This window comes from Agromyces sp. NPDC029043 (assembly GCF_055564615.1).
In genome coordinates, this window is record NZ_JBVHVX010000020.1 from 85,246 (window position 1) to 101,649 (window position 16,404).

General features: G+C 63.9%; 13 protein-coding genes and 1 pseudogene. 6 read left to right on the forward strand and 8 right to left on the reverse strand.

The features are described 5' to 3' along the window. Positions 1-106: 106 nt before the first annotated feature. From ACZ4TW_RS19885 to ACZ4TW_RS19895, 3 genes and pseudogenes are all read right to left on the reverse strand, one after another. On the reverse strand, positions 107-817 hold the full coding sequence (locus ACZ4TW_RS19885; RefSeq protein ID WP_465545607.1) for a hypothetical protein: 711 nt from the start codon (positions 815-817) through the stop codon (positions 107-109). A 35-nt stretch (positions 818-852) separates the two neighbouring features. Next, positions 853-3,525 carry a DEAD/DEAH box helicase gene (locus ACZ4TW_RS19890; RefSeq protein ID WP_465545632.1) on the reverse strand — a complete coding sequence of 891 codons (2,673 nt, stop codon included), beginning with the start codon at positions 3,523-3,525 and terminating at the stop codon, positions 853-855. A 459-nt stretch (positions 3,526-3,984) separates the two neighbouring features. Further along, positions 3,985-4,263 (reverse strand): annotated as a pseudogene (locus ACZ4TW_RS19895) (SWIM zinc finger family protein); the annotation flags it as partial. Positions 4,264-4,341: 78 nt separating this feature from the next. Between ACZ4TW_RS19895 and ACZ4TW_RS19900 the strand changes: the two are divergent. After that, positions 4,342-4,671, forward strand: coding sequence for a hypothetical protein (locus ACZ4TW_RS19900; RefSeq protein ID WP_465545608.1), 330 nt, complete (start codon positions 4,342-4,344; stop codon positions 4,669-4,671). A 683-nt stretch (positions 4,672-5,354) separates the two neighbouring features. Further along, positions 5,355-7,085 (forward strand): SulP family inorganic anion transporter, encoded by a 1,731-nt coding sequence (locus tag ACZ4TW_RS19905; RefSeq protein WP_465545610.1) that lies wholly within the window; start codon positions 5,355-5,357, stop codon positions 7,083-7,085. Between the two features lie 89 nt (positions 7,086-7,174). Here the strand turns inward: ACZ4TW_RS19905 and ACZ4TW_RS19910 are convergent, their stop codons facing one another. The 3 genes from ACZ4TW_RS19910 to ACZ4TW_RS19920 form a co-directional block, all read right to left on the reverse strand. Then, positions 7,175-7,465, reverse strand: a complete 291-nt coding sequence (locus tag ACZ4TW_RS19910) for a hypothetical protein (RefSeq protein ID WP_465545612.1) — start codon at positions 7,463-7,465, stop codon at positions 7,175-7,177. A gap of 498 nt (positions 7,466-7,963) precedes the next feature. Continuing rightward, the gene (locus ACZ4TW_RS19915; protein ID WP_465545614.1) at positions 7,964-9,601 is read right to left on the reverse strand and encodes a hypothetical protein; all 1,638 of its coding nucleotides are present in this window, start codon (positions 9,599-9,601) and stop codon (positions 7,964-7,966) included. Between the two features lie 166 nt (positions 9,602-9,767). Further along, a complete protein-coding gene (locus ACZ4TW_RS19920) occupies positions 9,768-10,829 on the reverse strand; it encodes a tyrosine-type recombinase/integrase (RefSeq protein WP_465545615.1) in 1,062 nt (353 codons plus the stop codon). Positions 10,830-12,170: 1,341 nt separating this feature from the next. Between ACZ4TW_RS19920 and tcmP the strand changes: the two genes are divergently transcribed. Continuing rightward, the gene (gene tcmP, locus ACZ4TW_RS19925) at positions 12,171-13,421 is read left to right on the forward strand and encodes a three-Cys-motif partner protein TcmP (protein ID WP_465545617.1); all 1,251 of its coding nucleotides are present in this window, start codon (positions 12,171-12,173) and stop codon (positions 13,419-13,421) included. On the opposite strand, the gene ACZ4TW_RS19930 is transcribed toward tcmP, so the two are convergent. Then, complete coding sequence (locus tag ACZ4TW_RS19930) at positions 13,408-14,163, reverse strand: DUF5131 family protein (protein WP_465545619.1); 756 nt, start codon at positions 14,161-14,163, stop codon at positions 13,408-13,410. The two genes, tcmP and ACZ4TW_RS19930, sit on opposite strands and share 14 nt — an antisense overlap. Positions 14,164-14,233: 70 nt before the next feature. Here ACZ4TW_RS19930 and ACZ4TW_RS19935 point away from each other — a divergent pair, with 70 nt between their 5' ends. Beyond that, positions 14,234-14,518 carry a hypothetical protein gene (locus tag ACZ4TW_RS19935; RefSeq protein WP_465545621.1) on the forward strand — a complete coding sequence of 95 codons (285 nt, stop codon included), beginning with the start codon at positions 14,234-14,236 and terminating at the stop codon, positions 14,516-14,518. A 163-nt stretch (positions 14,519-14,681) separates the two neighbouring features. Beyond that, a complete protein-coding gene (locus tag ACZ4TW_RS19940) occupies positions 14,682-15,125 on the forward strand; it encodes a hypothetical protein (protein WP_465545623.1) in 444 nt (147 codons plus the stop codon). Here the strand turns inward: ACZ4TW_RS19940 and ACZ4TW_RS19945 are convergent. Beyond that, the gene (locus ACZ4TW_RS19945; RefSeq protein WP_465545625.1) at positions 15,122-15,610 is read right to left on the reverse strand and encodes a hypothetical protein; all 489 of its coding nucleotides are present in this window, start codon (positions 15,608-15,610) and stop codon (positions 15,122-15,124) included. The genes ACZ4TW_RS19940 and ACZ4TW_RS19945 overlap by 4 nt on opposite strands. Positions 15,611-15,636: 26 nt before the next feature. Between ACZ4TW_RS19945 and ACZ4TW_RS19950 the strand changes: the two genes are divergently transcribed. Then, on the forward strand, positions 15,637-16,335 hold the full coding sequence (locus ACZ4TW_RS19950) for a serine/threonine protein kinase (protein WP_465545627.1): 699 nt from the start codon (positions 15,637-15,639) through the stop codon (positions 16,333-16,335). The last annotated feature ends 69 nt before the right edge of the window (positions 16,336-16,404 follow it).

Here is a 16,404-nt window from a genome sequence, read left to right on the forward strand (position 1 = left end):
GGTGAACACACGAGGGGGTGCGCACCGCCGGCCGTACGCCGCACCGGAGTCCGGCGGGGTGTCACGTCCAGCGGGTCATCGCGTCCGGGAGGTGGCGCCCAGCGGGTTACGACGTCGCGTCGCCGACCTTCGTCACGGCCTTCACGAAGAGGTCGTTGAACGCCGCCTCGTCGGGAGTGTCGAGGCCGCCGGAGGTCACCGAGACGGTGTACCCGTTGATCGCCGCCCAGCCCATGAGCGTCGTCGTGGTGACGTTCTGACCCTGATACGCCGTGACGGACTTCTGCTCGAAGACGGCTTCGTCGGTGGCGGGCGTGGAGGGTGCTTGCTTCTTGGTGTAGGTGGCGGTGCTCGTCGCTCCCGCGGCCTGCCCGGTGTTGATCTTGATGGTGATCTCGGCGCACTCGCCGGTCATCGACTTCTCGATCTTGCCCAGATCCTGGGTGGTCGGCACGACCGTGGCCGCCAACGAGGTTGCGCCCTTGGTTGCGACGATCAGGCCGAGTTGGGAGACGTCCATAGAACCGGGGATCATCTCCGGCTGCACGCACTGCGGCGGGTCGACGTCGGCGCCCTTCGTCGCGTTCAGGATCTGATCGACGGTTCGTTGGAAATCGGACTCGGGGATCGGGGTCTCGGTGTAACCGGCCGGGAGATCGGCGGAGGTGACGATGAGTTCCTTGCCGGACTTGGTGGCGGTCGGCGTGGTCTGTTCGCCGGTGGCCGACCCGTCGGTCGAGCAGGCGCCGACCGTGAAGACGGCAGCACATGCCAGTGCGGCGACGGTGCCGCGGCGGAATCGACGATTGATGAACATCTCTGGGTCCCCCCGTTCTGTGGTGTCCCGGGAGTCTAACCGTCGCCCTTGCCCATCAGATCCCGGATGTCGCCTGCGGTGATCGCGGTGCCGAAGAGATCGCCGTCGTCGATGACGGCGTCGAACAGTGCCCGCTTACGTTCCTGCAGGGCGACGACGGTCTCCTCGACGGTGCCGGCCGAGACGAGTCGGTACACGGTGACAGGACGCGTCTGGCCGATGCGGTGGGCGCGGTCGACGGCCTGTGCCTCGGCCGCGGGGTTCCACCACGGATCGCAGACGAAGCAGTAATCGGCCTCGGTGAGGTTGAGCCCGAAACCGCCCGCCTTGAGGCTGATGAGAAACACACGAGTGGTGCCGGAGGTGAACCGGTCGATCTCGGCGGCACGTGCGGGTGCGCTCATGGAGCCGTCGAGGTAGCTGTAGGGGACCCCGACCTCGTCGAGGCGCCGGCGGACCAGGTTCAGGAAGCCGGTGAACTGGCTGAAGACCAGCGCCGAGTGGCCTTCCTCGACGAGCTCGGGCAGCTTGTCGGCAAGATAATCGATCTTCGACGACGGGACGTCGGCGTGCTGGTCGTCGACGAGGGCGGCGTGCAGGCTCAGTTGGCGGAGCATGGTGAGGGAGCGGAAGATCTCGAAGCGATTCTGCTCGAAGTCCTCGATGAGCCCGAGCACCTTCTGCTGTTCGCGATTGAACCGGGCGCGGTAAATCTTCTCGTGGCGCGGACTCAGGTCGAGGGCGACGGTCTGCTCCTGCTTCGGCGGCAGATCACCGACGACCTGATCCTTCGTGCGGCGCAGCATGACGGGTTTGATGCGGCGGCGCAGGAGAGCGAGCCGGCCACGCCTGTCGCCCGACTCGATGGGTCGGCGGAAGAACTCGATGAAGTGCCGGGGTGTGGGGAACAGCCCGGGTGTGGTGATGGAGAGCAGGGCCCACAGCTCCATGAGGTTGTTCTCCATCGGCGTACCCGTGATGGCCAGTTTCAGGTCTGCGGGGATGCGGCGAGCGCACTGGTGGGTCTTGCCGTCGTGGTTCTTGAGAAACTGCGCTTCGTCGAAGATGATGACCGACCACGGGAACTCCGCGAAGGTGTCGTACTGGAGGCGGAACAGCGTGTAGGAGGTGACCGCGATCGTCGAGTCACCGATCTGTTCGTCGACGGGCCCGTGGGTGCGTACCGAGGAGATCGCGCGGATCGTCGTGTCGGGCAGGAACCGTTCGGTCTCCTTCACCCAGTTTCCGACGACGCTGGTCGGCGCGATCACCAGGAACCGTGCGTCGGGTGTGGTCTCCAGCGCGGTCGCGATCAGTGCGAGTGTCTGGATCGTCTTTCCCAAGCCCATGTCGTCGGCGAGGATTCCCCCGATTTTGTTGTCCCAGAGGAACTTCAGCCAGGTGAGGCCGTCGCGCTGATAATCACGGAGCTCCGCCCGCAGGGCCGCGGGCGTGTCCGCGGGAGTCGGCGGTGTCGCCTGAGCGAGGGTGACGAGGCGTTCGCTCCAGGCCGTGAGATCGGCGTCGACGACGCCGAGTGCGAACAGTTCCTCCCACAGGGTCGCGTTGACGGAGCCGCGCCGGATGCGGCCGCATTGGATGTCGCCGATGTCCCTGGCCTCGTCGAGCAGATCCACCAGGCGTTCCAGCGATGGGTGATCGAGGGGGAAGTAGGTGCCATCGGGCATGATCATATGCGTTGCGCTGCTGCGTAATTCGCGAAGCAGAACGTCGTAGGGTACGGCTTGCCCATCGATGGAGACGTGGATGCGCAGGTTGAACCAGTCGCTGCGAGGATCATCGCCGAGGCCGAAGGTGATGATCGGTTCGGTTTGTGCGGCGCGGAAATCCGTGTCGATACCGAGTAGCCGCACCCGGACGTCGGGGCGCTGCCGCAAGCCGGGGACGACCTCACCGCAGAGGCGCGCGGTGTCCACGCGGCTGTAGGTGTAGCGGCGCGCCAGGAGCTCCGGCGTCGCCTGGGAAATGGCCTTCTCCGGATCGATCATGTTCTTGAGCAACTCGTAGCTCGCTTCTCTGGTGGCGCCGGCGCGCATGAACTCGTGCTGCGCGTAGCGCACTGCCTGCATGGGCCACCGATTGCACGTCGACGCGACGGCGCGCATCGTGTCGGCGAGAGGCTCCCAGAGGTCGGCCTCGGCCCGCATATCTCGGAACGAAGCGTTCATGCGGACCGAGTTACGCTCGAAAATCCCTTGTGTTCCGTCGATCTCGTAGCAGAGCTGCCAGTAGACGAGTGAGCCCTGGTCGGTGCCCTCAACCGTTAGTAGAGGGAATGGCCCGCGGGCGACGGCGGCGTCAAGGGCGCCGGTCGGGTCGTGAATGGCCAGCGAGGCTTGCAGCGCGGGCAGCACCTCGGCGCGGAACTCGGGCACGTCCGCGTCAGGGATACGAATCGTCGAATGATCGACGAGTTCGGCGACAGCGGGCTTGTTGACGGAGGCTGCGACCGACCCGAGGAACAGTGTCTGCTCGGCGACGAGGAAGAACCCGTGCGGGAGCATCTCGCTGTAACCGTCGAAGGGTGGGGCGTAGCGCTTCTCGTGAGAGTCGACCGTGGAGTGCCCGCCTGCGCGGCGGAGCCCGGCACGCAGGACGATGCCGTCACCATCGCGTTCGACGTGCAGGCCGAGTTCGGCGTCGTGGACGATCTCGACGGTGGATGCGGCCTCGTCCGGATCTGCCATCAGCGCGATACCTGCATCGCGTGCTGATGTGAGGAGATCCCAGATATCTTCGGGCGCCCGTTCCACGACAATGCACGCTGTCTCGTCGTCGACTGCCCCGGCGGCGATGGCGGCCCGCGCCAGGGTGCGAGCCGCCCGGACATGTTCTGGGACAAGCGGACTGGCGTCGTCGTCATACTCGAAGTCAGCGGTCGAACTGTCGCCGAATTGATCCCAGGTGACCGAGGGCCGCCATCTGCCAAGGGCATCGGTGACCACCGGAAGGATGCGTAAGCCCGGGTCTCGTGCATCGTCGAGATCGGGGAGGATGAACAGGAGGCCCACACGTGCGCGGGATGGAGTCGCCACTGGGCTGACTGCCGTGCTGCCGCGCGTCTGGGCCACGGTGTCGAGCGCGGTGCGCCAACCGGGAACCACACCTCCGGAAACGTGGCGGTTGGCGGCCGTCTCGTCCAACATCACGGCAACGGCGTGTTTGCAGTAGAGGGTAAGCGGGCACGAGCACTGCGATCCGACGACTTGCCGTCCACCACCGGGGGTCCCGAGGAACCGGATCTGCGCGGCGTAGGAATAGCCGTCGGGATCGTCGCAGGTGCCGGAGAGTTCGAGTCCGGACTCCGACCATTCGCGAGTCAGCACGTGGCCGTCGCGCGCGAGCCGAGAGCCGGCGGCAACGGCACTGCCGAACCGCCCGGCGAGATACTTCTCGTCGACGATGAGAGGTCGAAAGTCGTTCATACGGGCCAGATTAGGTTCCGCCTACGACAGATCGAGGATCACATGTGAGTTGTCCACAGGTTGCCGCGAAATGGTGGGTTGTGGACAGGTTGGGGCTGGCCCCTAGCTCGGATAGCCGGCGGTGACCGCCTGCGCCAGGACCCACGCGGTGTCGGCGTCGGGGTTGACGTAGGTGACGAGTTCGGGGGTCAGCGGCGCGCGACCGAGGACCTTGACGACGGCGGCTGCGTCGAGGTCGAGTTCGTGGTAGTCGGTGAGCGCCTCGGTGACCTCGTCCGACGACCACTCGACGACATCGCGGAACAGGTACTCCAGGCCTTCGAGTTCCTCGTCGACCTCGTCGGGTGGATCGAAGTCCCGACCCCTGCCACGACCGGTCGTCAGGTAATTGCCACGCGCACAACGTGATTGCCGGTATCGCCGAATCGGGTTCGGGCGCGTAGCGGTACTTGCCGTCGACGTCGGGGTCGGTGACGTAACCGGCGAACTGCGACGGCAGGTCGTCGAGAAGCCCGTCCCACAGCCGATTACGTTGGTAGTGAAGGGGATTCATGGCGGAGTCGCGGTAGTAGCCGCGCAGGTAGGTGCCGGTACGGGAGAACACCGCCGACCACTCGTTGCCCTGCCCGTCCTCCCAGGTGGCCAGCGCGGCGTCGGGGCGCCAGGTGTCGTTGTATCGGAGGTGGGCCGACGTTGCCTCTTCCGCGCTGCCGGCGATGATGGCCTCGAGGACGGCGCGCGCCTGACATCGCCGTCGAAGCTCCGGTGACGACGGCACATCGAGATGGGGATGGGGTGGCATGCGGCGATTGTGCCGTCAGCATCGACGATCCGACGCACTGAATCTGGGTAAGTCGGTTGGGCGATGGACACGACGCCGCCCCGCTCCAGTACGGAGCGGGGCGGTGTTCAGGGTGCTACTCGGCGAGATCCCGCGGCGCATTGGAGTGTACGAATATGTGCTCTACATCACAGTCCGTTTTGCGCGAGAAGCCTGCCTTTAGCCCGTTCGGTGTACCGGCCCGCACACCTGCACGAGGCAGACACCGGACCCCACACCAACCGGCCGAGCGCTGAGCCATAATCACCCGATGAGTTCGACACTCTCCCGGTGGCTGCCGGGACTCGCCGTGGCGCGGAACTACGACCGCAGCTGGCTGCGTGGCGACATCGTCGCCGGCATCGTGCTGACCGCGCTGCTGATCCCCGCGGGTATGGGCTACGCCGAGGTCGCCGGACTCCCGCCCGTGACCGGCCTCTACGCCACGATCGTCCCGCTGATCATCTACGCGCTGGTCGGGCCGTCGCGCATTCTGGTGCTGGGACCGGACTCCTCACTCGCCCCGATCATCGCGGCGGCCATCATCCCGCTGGCCGCGTTCGACGGCGAGCGCATCGCGTTGGCCGGAGTCCTCGCGATCGAGGTCGGTGTCATCCTCCTCATCGGCGGTCTGCTGAAACTCGGGTTCGTCACCGACCTGCTGTCCAAACCGATCCGCATCGGCTACCTCAACGGCATCGCACTCGTGGTGATCCTGAGTCAGCTTCCCAAGCTGTTCGGGTTCAGCATCGAGGCAGACTCCATCCTCGGCGAGATCACCGAGATCGCCCGCGGCATCGTCGACCGCAAGTTCGAGATACTACCCACCGTCATCGGAATCACCTGTCTCGCGGTCATTCTCATCATCAAGCGGTTCAGCAAGATGGTTCCTGGAGTGCTGATAGCCGTCGTCGGCGCGATCGTCGTCGTGTGGGCCCTCGGCTGGGAGGACGATCTCCCCGTCGTCGGCGGCATGCCCCGCGGATTCCCCGCGCCGGCGCTGAGCGGCGTCGACCTCAGTGATGCTCTCGCCCTCATCGGACCGGCCGCCGGCATCGCGCTCATCGCCTTCGCCGACACCAGCGTCCTGTCCCGGACCTTCGCCGCCCGCGCCGGTGACAGCGTCAACGGCAGCCAGGAGATGGCCGCGATCGGAGCCTCCAACATCGGCTCCGGATTGCTGGGCGGCTTCCCCATCTCGGCGTCGTCGTCGCGAACACCGGTCGCCGAGCAGGCCGGCGCGCGCAGCCAACTCGCACCACTGACCGGTGCCCTCCTGATCGTCGTCTTCATTCTCGTCGCACCCGGCGTCACCGCGTACCTGCCGTCGTCGGCGCTGGCCGCGGTCGTCATCTCGGCAGCCTTCTCGCTGATCGACGTCGAGTCGGTGCGCGAGCTGTTCCGCGTCAGCTGGGTCGAGGGGGCGCTGTCGATCGCGGCGTTCCTGGGCGTCGCGCTTCTCGGTGTGCTGGAAGGCATTCTGGTGGCGATCGGCCTGGCGTTCATCGCGTTCGTGAACCAGGCATGGCGGCCCTACCGCACCGAACTCGGACGCGTTCCCGGCGTCCGCGGCTATCACGACGTCACGCGCAACCCGACCGCCGAGCGCATCCCCGGCGTCGTCATCGTGCGTTTCGACGCCCCACTCTTCTTCGCCAACGGCGGCCTCTTCGACGACTTCGTGCGCGGCGAGGTCGAAAAGGCGTGGGATGCGGGGCGCTCGATCCACACCGTCATCCTCGCTGCCGAACCGATCACCGAGATCGACGCGACCGCGATCGACGAGATCGTCGAACTCGACGACTACCTACGCGGCAACGCCATCACGCTGATCTTCGCGGAGCTCAAAAGCCCTGTGAAAGAACAACTCCTGAAGTACAACCTCACCATCGACGGCGCGCCGCGCTTCGACGAATCACGCTTCGCCCCGACGACCGGCGCGAAGGTCGACGAGATCACCGGTCACCTGCGCACCGATATCGGAGACGACGACAAACGCTGATCTGTCGACCCCGAATCAGGGCCGACGCGGTTGACGCTTGTGCCGCCTGGCGGGTCGATTTCGTCAACCTCGTGGCGAGCGAGGTGATGTCAGCGAGTCGCGACGGCAGTAATACCGGCGGTCGCCACGGTCACGGCCGCCACCGACGGCCATGCACCGATCTTGTTGGCCAGGGGATGCGACGCCCCGAACCCACCGAGGTACGTCGTCAGCAGCCCAGCAGCGACGACGGGGCTCTGCTTGGCCCACTCGCGCGTACAGTACGCACCCGCCGCGGCGAGCACGACACCGCCGAGCGGACGAACGCCGCTGAAGCGCGCCGTCGCATAACCACCGACCAAACCTGCTGCGACCACGGGAACCGTGGGACTGACTGCCATGAGGCGAGCGTAAAACCTGCGGATCGCCCCACGAAACCGCGGGTCAGTCTCCACCCACCGCAACCTCGCGGCGCCGCAGAACCTAAAAGAACCCCCGTCGCGAATCTTGCCGACCCAAACCCGGAACGACAAAGCCGCGACATCTTCGACCGATGTCGCGGCTTTGCTCGAGGTGGTGAGCAGTTTAGGTTGGCTGCTCACCACGGCTACCTGATAACGGTGTCCGGGGAATTTCGACGCGATCTCCGGGGAATTTCACGGGCTGCCGTACCGGTTCTGACCCGTGCGCAGTGGCCCCTGTGATTCTGCCGAGCGTCACAGTTTCAGTGACTCGCAGTTCCATGATGTCGGCGGGAGTAGCGGGCCAGGCGCCGTTCAGGTCAGGGGACTTGCGCGGGGTGCTGAATCTCCGGGCAGTTTGCCGACACGGAAACGCAACGAGCCCCAGCCGAGTAGGCCGGGGCTCGTTGATGGCGAGATGTCTCGCGGAAATGCGGCTCAGGTGCGTGGTGGTGTGCGCGCCGGTTCGCGATTGAGGTCCCTGCGGAGCCGTGCCCACTTCCGCTCGATTGATTCGCCCTTCGCTGGTCCGACCTCACGGAACCGTTGAATCTCTCGGAGGTTCGCGACAGCGAATGCCATTGCGATGATGATCCTCACCAGCGCTTCCCGACGAGGCCCTATCTTCAGGTTGTCGAGGCCGGCCACGGCGCGCGACTTCACGACGTTGAAGCGCTGCTCGGTGAGCGAGCGTGCGGCTTCAAAGTAGATGGCGTGGTCCCACGACAGCGGGATGAACTGCGAGTGCTGATGCAGCCTGACCTGCTTCTCAGTGAGGGTGACAGTCACAGACCTGCGACGACAGCACCGGTAGTCGGGCACGTCTGGGCCGGGCGCCACTTCGGCGAGGTCGACTCGCCCCTCGGTAGCGGGGTTGTGCCATCGCGTGCACCTGATGTTGCCCAGCGACGCTGGACAGGACAACTCCATCTTGACGGCCCGCGCTGGTGGAGCGATGGTGCTCGGACGTCCTGCTTTCGCGTTGGCGATCCACGCCCGGCGGTTCACTCCCATCGCCAGTGGCAGGTACTCCTTGAGCCAGGTGTCGTGCGCCTCCCACTGGTCATAGAGCTCTGGGTTCTCGGGGTCGCGAAACACGCGTAGCGGTGAGACTTCTGGCCTGCCTTCGGTGAGGCGCGAAACCATTGGGCAGAACCAGACTCCATCGACCTGAACGGGACCGGGAAGCTCGTCCTCACCCGGTCGAGTGCCGACCGCGACGAGCACACGATCCGTCCAACGTTCTGAGTAACGGAAGACACCGGCATAACCGTTGTCGACTTGCCACTGCCCCATCCGCTCGTCGGTGTAGCCCTTGTCCCAGGTGACCATCGGTAGGCGGGCGTTGCCGGTTTTTCGCTGGTCAAACCCATTTGCTCGGTGGAAGCCGACGGCGGTGTCGAGTCCATCGAACGAGCCGGATGAGGGCCGGTGGACGGCGATGCCGGTGAATACCGTGGGCGTACTGTGCAGCGCGTCGGCGGGACCGATAGCCGAGACCGCGGTGACTTCCAGACGCCATCCGCTATCCGTGATGATTTTCTTACCTTGGGAATCGACACGACTATTGGACTCGATCGCCTGCAGCGCGCCATAGTGAGCAGCGCCGCGTTGCTTGCCCGGATGGTTGCCGAGGCCGTAGGTGTGACCGGCGAGTTCAAGTTTCGTTCCGTCGACAACCAGGTCGCCGCGTGCACCCTCCAGCAGAGTGCGATCAATCGGGGCGACCACGATGGCGTTGCTGAGCTCTGTCAGTCGCTGTTCCGCGAGTTCGTTGGCGGCGCGCTGCGCCGGTGTCAGCGCTTTGGTGCGCGATCGTGTAACGACCACATCTTCGCGCCGCAACGGGTGCTCTGGTGCAGGATCGACGCACGCGAAGACCGTCTCCAGCCAAGTTCGAAAGCTTGCCAACCCCTTCTTGTAATTGGCGCGCAGGTCCGCAAAGCTGTCCTCTCGCATGCCGACCTTCTCCAACTGCTCCGGGGTGAAGTCCGACAGGCACCGGTATACCTGAGCGATTGTTCGCGGCAGACCAAGGAGCATGCAGCACGCCAACGCGGAGATGAAGGCTGCCACCGTGAATGGCAACCTTGGTCGTCCGCCCTGTCCCTGGCGTCGTTCGCCCCGCCAGGACCCAATAAGTTCCTCGGCATCCGAGCCCCGCACGATGAGAAGGGCTTCGTTGAAGACGTGGTCGGAGACGGTACAGGCGGGATAGTTGTGATGGGGATGTACGGCCATGTCAGGATTCCAATCGGTGATCGCGGAGGGCACGCATCTGGTGGAGCAGCACGTGGCGTGCGACGTCGCTAGGCTGTGGTCCCATCAATGCGCGAATCCCGCGGACGTCGATGATCCCGGCGACAGCGGTGAAGTCCGCAAGCGGCAAAACCGCAGCTTGCTCCAACATCCACTTGTGCCGCAGTGCGTTGGGGTCGACCCGGACAGTCAAGCCGCGCGTGTCCAGGTCGCTGTTGATTCGGTTCGCGGCGTTACGCTCAACCTTGGTCTTGCGGCCTGCAGCGAAGATGTGCGGGTGCGGAGCGGTTGCGACCAGCCCGCGCAATCGATGTGCCCGTGCAGCATCGAGGACGGGAACACGGCGCGGAGCGTCTTTCGCTGTTCCCAGCGTTATGACGAGAACCTTCTCACCGGCCACGTCGACGTCATCGAAGTCCTTGCATCGCAGCGTCTTCAGCTCCGATACGCGCGCTCCCGACCCAAGGATGACATCGAGCATCAACAGCAGCACACGACTTCCCTTGTCTCCCAACGTAGGAGCGAGGCTGTACAGCGTGCGGATGTCGTCATCGCTCGCTGCTGCTGTCAGTGGCGACCTGGGTGACGATCCGGTATGCGCGGGCGGGTACTCGCCCGGATAGAGAAGCCTGCCGATCGCGTACAAGTAGTACCGGACAGTCCTCTGGGTCGGCCGTCCGTGTTGCTCCATGTAGCGGTCCACAGCCGGTCGGCGCAACGCTCGGCGTGCGTCGATGACGCCGTTGGCTTGGTAGAAGGCGATCAGCAACCTGACCAGCCCGGCTACCGTGTCATGATCCACAGCCTTCGAAGTGAACGGTCGCATCGCTTGCAGTCGCGCCGCCTGCTCCAAGGCCTCGGGCAGAATCGCTCTGTCGCCCTTACGAACTCGGATTCGGATTTCCCGCAACCGGTTCAACCGATCCAGGGCGAGTCCGTCGACGGAGATCGGAACGACTTGCCCCTCAGCGGCAGTCGTCTCAATCGAGGCAGTGCGGGGCTCGTCGACGATGCGTGGCGCGGGGCCGCCCGCGTGCCGCGCCATCACCGCTCTCCGATCGACACGCACGAGATCGGCTTGAGTTCGTGCCGAGGGCACGCTGAAATAGACATGATGTCCTTCCATGTGACTGGTGGGTTGTCGAATGCGGCGTTGCCGCTCCGTGGGGGGCCGGGGCCAACCGGCCCTCCCACGGCACACCGGAACTCGAATGCTCCGGTGATACGAGACGCGATGCGTCAACTAATCCGGATCGTGGAATGCTGCGGCGGCGGAATGCCTGTTTGCGGACACCACCAGGCATCAATCGCGTCGCCGAGCGCTGCATCATTGGCAGCGTCGACCGCGAGAGCGGTGGCACTACGATTGACCATGCGGTCGCCTTCTTACTGTCAGGTGCCCGAAGGGGGTAGGCGCTGTTGGCGCAGCGTCTGCTCCCGCCCCTTCCTCCTGTAGGAGGCGGACACTGAGGCGACTGTACCGAGGCAGTCACATTTTCCTCGCACCTGAGGCGGCGTGTCGCAACACTCATGACGTGGCATGACGAACTCAGATCGAACCAGAAATCATGATTACCTATGCGCTAGACTGATGGCTCCACACACACCACACACAATTCGCGCATCCTTGCCTTTCAGCTGTCGGAGGTCGCGTGTAGATGGACATCATGAGCATTCGCGCATTGAAGCCCGCGTCATCCGTCGAGCAACTACTCCATCATCGACAGCACTATCCGGACCTCGCCCCGTGCATGAACCCCGAGTGCCGTGAGAACTGCAGCTACCCTGGCGACGTTCGTGGGCGGAGACCCTTGTACTGCTCACCCGACTGCGCGCGAGACTTCGCCGCGAAACGATACGCGCTAGTCCATGAAGTCCAGGCGCTTGAGGCTGCGATCGGTGCTGCTGGTTCCCAAAGCAAACTTGGCGGTAGCCTTCGCAAGCAATTGGCACATGCTCGTTGGCATCTGGCGCGCTACGGCGGTGTCGAGACTCCGACCGACTGACCAAGGGGTGGCTGCGGAGTTAGGTCCCGAATTGGGACGAGCGATCGCTTAGCATAGGCCGACCCTGTCCGCGTGACGAACCTGCAAGCAGGTTGTGCTATCTCCCAACCAGCAGCAAATCAACTTGTGCCCTGGTACTTTGCGCGGTGCGATTGAAGTGGAAGCGTGCGTTACGACTTCTCGAATCCCGTTGCCCGTTCGAGTTGCCACGCACAGCCGAAGAGTATCCGCTTACCCCGATCCTGTGTCGGCCGCCGTGAAGCCGTCCTAACGGAGTCAAGCGCGGTTTAGCCTGATGCAAAGCCGCACACCGCGGAGAATCAGTGCCAAGCGTCAGCGCATCAATTGAAGGGGCTCCGCCTGCCCGGCGAAGGGGAAGTGTGACGAACAACGATCAGTTCTTCCAGACCAAACAGGCCGCCGCCGTGCTCAAGCATGGCATCCTCAGTCGCTATCCGACAGTCTTCGCGACCATGACAGGAGCGGGCAGCGCCGACGGACGGGTCGTGTATCTCGACGGGTACGCCGGACCGGGACGCTACGAACCCGAGAATGGAGGCGCCCACGGAGAACCCGGGTCTCCGCTACTGGCCATCCAGACCGCAGCGACCGTCAGGGCGTGGCGGCGCAACCTGCATTGCATATTCGTGGAACGCAAGCGCGCCTACGCCGACAACCTCCGCGCGGTCCTCGGACAGGAGGCAAGCGACGACCTGTGCTATGAGGTTCTTGATGGCGATGTGCAAGATCATATCGACTACGCCTTGGCTGTTGCTGGCTCGTCGCCGCTGTTCGTCTTCCTCGACCCGTTCGGTACCGCGCTGCCCTATGTCGATCTTCGGGACAAGCTACTCAAGCGCGACGCGAGGTTGAAGACCGAGGTACTCCTCAACTTCAACGTCAACGCCGTCAGTCGGATTGGCGGGTACCTAACGGGTGAGCTGAAGGACGATGAGACGACCAGCACAGGGCGCTCAGCGACGCTGGAGCGGATGGACAAATTTCTCGGCGGACAGTGGTGGCGTGACACGTTCAGCGAAGCACGCAGGCTAGACGCAGACGGATCCGCCGCCAAGGCAGCGCTGCACGTTGTCGAACAGTTCCGCTTGAAGATCCAGGCGGACACTGGCTTCGAATCGTTCGCGGTCCCGATTCGGCGCCGTCCCGAACACCACCCGTTGTTCGTGATGCTGCTCTTCTATCGTTACGAGGGAGCCCCGTACCAGTTCAATGAGTCCGCCTCAAAGGCGAACGAAGACTGGCGCCGCTACCTCAGCGACATCGCTCGCGAGGATCGGCTGGCGTCCATCGACGACGGAGAACTACATCTCTTCGACGTCGAACTCGCCAACTACACCTCCGATTACCTGGCAGAGCAAGCACGCGAAGCTGAACACAAGCTCGATCAGCACTGGATCAGTCTAATAACCAACAACATTCGAGACCTGGTCGCGCGCGGCCCGATACCCGTGTCGTCCCGGATAGGTGCAATCCTCGGCACTACGTTAGGACTTGCGCGCGAGAAGCACCTCACACGAGCGTGGGACACACTCGCCGGCGACAAGGTCGTTGAACCGCGTGACAAGCAGGTCAAGCCCCGCAAGCAGACGATTCAGCCTACTGGCCAATAGCAGCGTCGTTAGGCATCTCGTCCCACAAACGCCCGTCGAGCTCACGGCCTGACGCCTTCGGCGTCCGACCGCCCCACTGCTTGAAGAAGAACGGAACATCCGCTCCCTGGCATGCGTCGCGAATACCGCGTGCCCAAGTCAGATCCATCGGGCGATAGCGTGGACCTGACTCGCCTCCGGCGATCACCCACGACACGCCGTCGAGATTGATTCCGTCCAGCGGTCCCAACAATGGTTCGCAGGAAAGGAACCGCACGGCTGCGGGAACAGCTCGCAGATCGTCCACTCGCGACAAAACGTCCGCATTCTCCACCGACACTCCCATCCACAGGTTCGATGGCCAATCGAGCTTGTCGGCGACCTTGCGCAACCGTGTCGACCGCTTCGTGAGCACCTGGTAGGTGTGTCGCGGCGTGTCGGCCATGACGTCGAAGACGTCACGCACGAAGCTCAACGGCACTTTGGCGTGGAACAGGTCAGACATAGAATTCACGAACACAACGCGTGGACTGCGCCAGCGGTATGGCTCCTGCAACGCCCCCGGGTGGATCGCGACACCGAACCCGGGGCCCGACGTACGCGGGTCGCCGTCAGTCTGATACTTTTCCGACCCCATGGCCTTGAGCCGGCGAGCCAGAGCTAGCGCGTAGCAAGAATCACATCCAGTCGACACGCGGTCACAGCCGGTGGTCGGGTTCCACGTGACCTCGGTCCACTCGATCGCCGAACCCTGCTTGGTCATCTTCCAAATCTTTCGTTCAGAGCGCGACCATGTGCGGCCGCACAGTCAGCGACGTAACGCGGTCGCATCCGTGGACACTCAGGTGCTCGTCGCCCAAGAATGCTGCCTGGACGTGCGCCGCTCCAAGCGCCCGTGCGAGATCTGCTTTGAGTGCGATGCCAGTCGACCCGGCGAGATGGCCCGCAACGAGAAGAACCGATTGGTCGTCGAGACGGCCAGAGGAATCGGCAGCGCGTACGGCGTGATCGGCAAGGAGTGCCGCCGCTATGAGCCGCTCTCCAGCGTCGTCCACCGCCATCAGCACGCAACCGTCGCGAGTGGCGAGGCCAGCGACCTTGCGCCCAGCATTCCGTAGATCATCGCCACGCAGCGTGCTGTTGGCGGTTTGTGCTGCGCAAACCTGGTTCAGGAGGCTAACAGGCATGCTCATGTAAGCAAGTATGTCTTTCATAACTACGAAACGGAAGCACCCTTGTACGCAAGTTGCTTACCTATTGTCACTGCGCGATGCTTATGGTGTGGAAGATGCACTGACAATCCAGGCCGCGGCGACGCGGCTCGGCGTTTCGCGTCAGCGCATCCACCAGATGCTCACGGCAGGTGACCTTGACGGGCCGCCGCAGACGTCGGGCGCACGTGCACCCCGTAATGCGCCTCGGGTGTTCGTCTCTTCGCTGGAAACTTGGGAAGCGGGCCGCGCTGGTCAGCGGCGCGGGTTTCCCTCGATCAGCGAGGCGATGTTCCGAGATGACGCCCACCGTATGAAACTGGCTCTCGATATCGCACGGGATCAGCTCAGCAAGCAACGACGGCAGAGCGAGCGGCTGACAGGGTTGCTGGCGGACGCGGTTGCCGCACTGCAGACCGAACAGGCGATGGCCAGAGAGGCCGAACGGATCACCGAGGAGTACGCCGCGATCGCCACGAATCATCTCGCACCGGACATCAGCGACGTTCCTTAGTCCGCCTTCCGGTTACTAGCCAGACCCGACAACGCCGCCGCAGTTGCCTCTTTGTACTTACCGCCGAGAATGGTCTGTGCCTCCTCGTCCAGCTTCTCTTTCGAAGTGCCGAACTCCGCTCCACAGTCTTTGCCGTTGCGAATAGCAGTCGCCCGAACAACCTCGTGCACCGCTGCTGTAACGGCACCTTCCGCGAGAAGTCTCAGCCGTGGCCCCTCCTGGTTGGAGGGACGTTGAGGCCTGTCAGCTCTTCGAATCACGACGCCATCAGGCTCGATGGACCGAACTCTGCCGCTGAGCGATTTCGCCAGGTCGCCTAAACGAACGGCGAGGTCGTCCTCGTCCGCCTTGACGTCGAAGCAGTTCTCTATGCTGACCGCTTGCCTGTCGAACCCGTCTTCCGGTCGCGCGTGATCGTCGAGAATCACGGCAGCCACCGTGATCTTTTTGCCGCTGATACTCACAGCCAAACCCATCATCCGCATCTGTAGATTGTGCCTAGGATCACGCCATGACCGCACCGATTCCGGCAGCACAGATAATTGCTGGCCGGTACGAGATACGAAAGGCTCTGGGGAACGGCAACTTCGGCGAGGTGTATGAAGTTTTCGATTACTACCTCAAGGAACTATGTGCTCTCAAAATCCACAAGCAGACCGTGGCGGGCCCGTGGACCGAAGCACAGATCCTCAAGCAACTTGACGGCGAGTACATCCTCAAGGTGCTGAATGCGGACCTCGCTGCCGGTCGCCCCTACGTGGTGACGGATCTGGCGACGCATGGCACGATCGCCAACCAGATCGAGCCGGACATCGGAGTCCCCATCGCAATAGCCGTTCGATGGGCCCGGCAAGCTTGCCAAGGTGTCGCCCGCATCCACGACCATAAGTTGCTGCACCGCGACATCAAACCCGAGAACCTCTTCATAGACCACCACCAAAACGTTCTCGTAGGAGACCTTGGGCTCGCCCAACTTCAAGACACAAACGGACTGGCCGACGCCGCCGGAAGCATTCCGACCATGGCTCCGGAAGTCGCACGCATCGGGGCGCGCGGTCAGCACCCGACGACTGCGCGCGTCTACAGCATCGCGGCCGACGTTTACAGCCTTGGCGCAACCCTGTTCTGGATGCTAAGCGGAACTCAACCTGTGCCGGGCGCGTCGTCCTTCGACGACGTATGGGGGCTCTTCCGAATTGACGGTGCGTAGAACGGGTTCTCGCGGGCACAAGATGTGGGTGAGCAAGGTCGCGGGGTGTGGGCGGTGAGTCTGGGGATG

Coding starts and splice junctions, on each gene's coding strand:
- ACZ4TW_RS19885 (WP_465545607.1), bottom strand. CDS start 817: ATGTTCATCAATCGTCGATTCCGCCGCGGCACCGTCGCCGCACTGGCA.
- ACZ4TW_RS19890 (WP_465545632.1), bottom strand. CDS start 3,525: ATGGCAGATCCGGACGAGGCCGCATCCACCGTCGAGATCGTCCACGAC.
- ACZ4TW_RS19905 (WP_465545610.1), top strand. CDS start 5,355: ATGAGTTCGACACTCTCCCGGTGGCTGCCGGGACTCGCCGTGGCGCGG.
- ACZ4TW_RS19910 (WP_465545612.1), bottom strand. CDS start 7,465: ATGGCAGTCAGTCCCACGGTTCCCGTGGTCGCAGCAGGTTTGGTCGGT.
- ACZ4TW_RS19920 (WP_465545615.1), bottom strand. CDS start 10,829: ATGGCGCGGCACGCGGGCGGCCCCGCGCCACGCATCGTCGACGAGCCC.
- ACZ4TW_RS19930 (WP_465545619.1), bottom strand. CDS start 14,163: ATGACCAAGCAGGGTTCGGCGATCGAGTGGACCGAGGTCACGTGGAAC.
- ACZ4TW_RS19945 (WP_465545625.1), bottom strand. CDS start 15,610: ATGCGGATGATGGGTTTGGCTGTGAGTATCAGCGGCAAAAAGATCACG.
- ACZ4TW_RS19950 (WP_465545627.1), top strand. CDS start 15,637: ATGACCGCACCGATTCCGGCAGCACAGATAATTGCTGGCCGGTACGAG.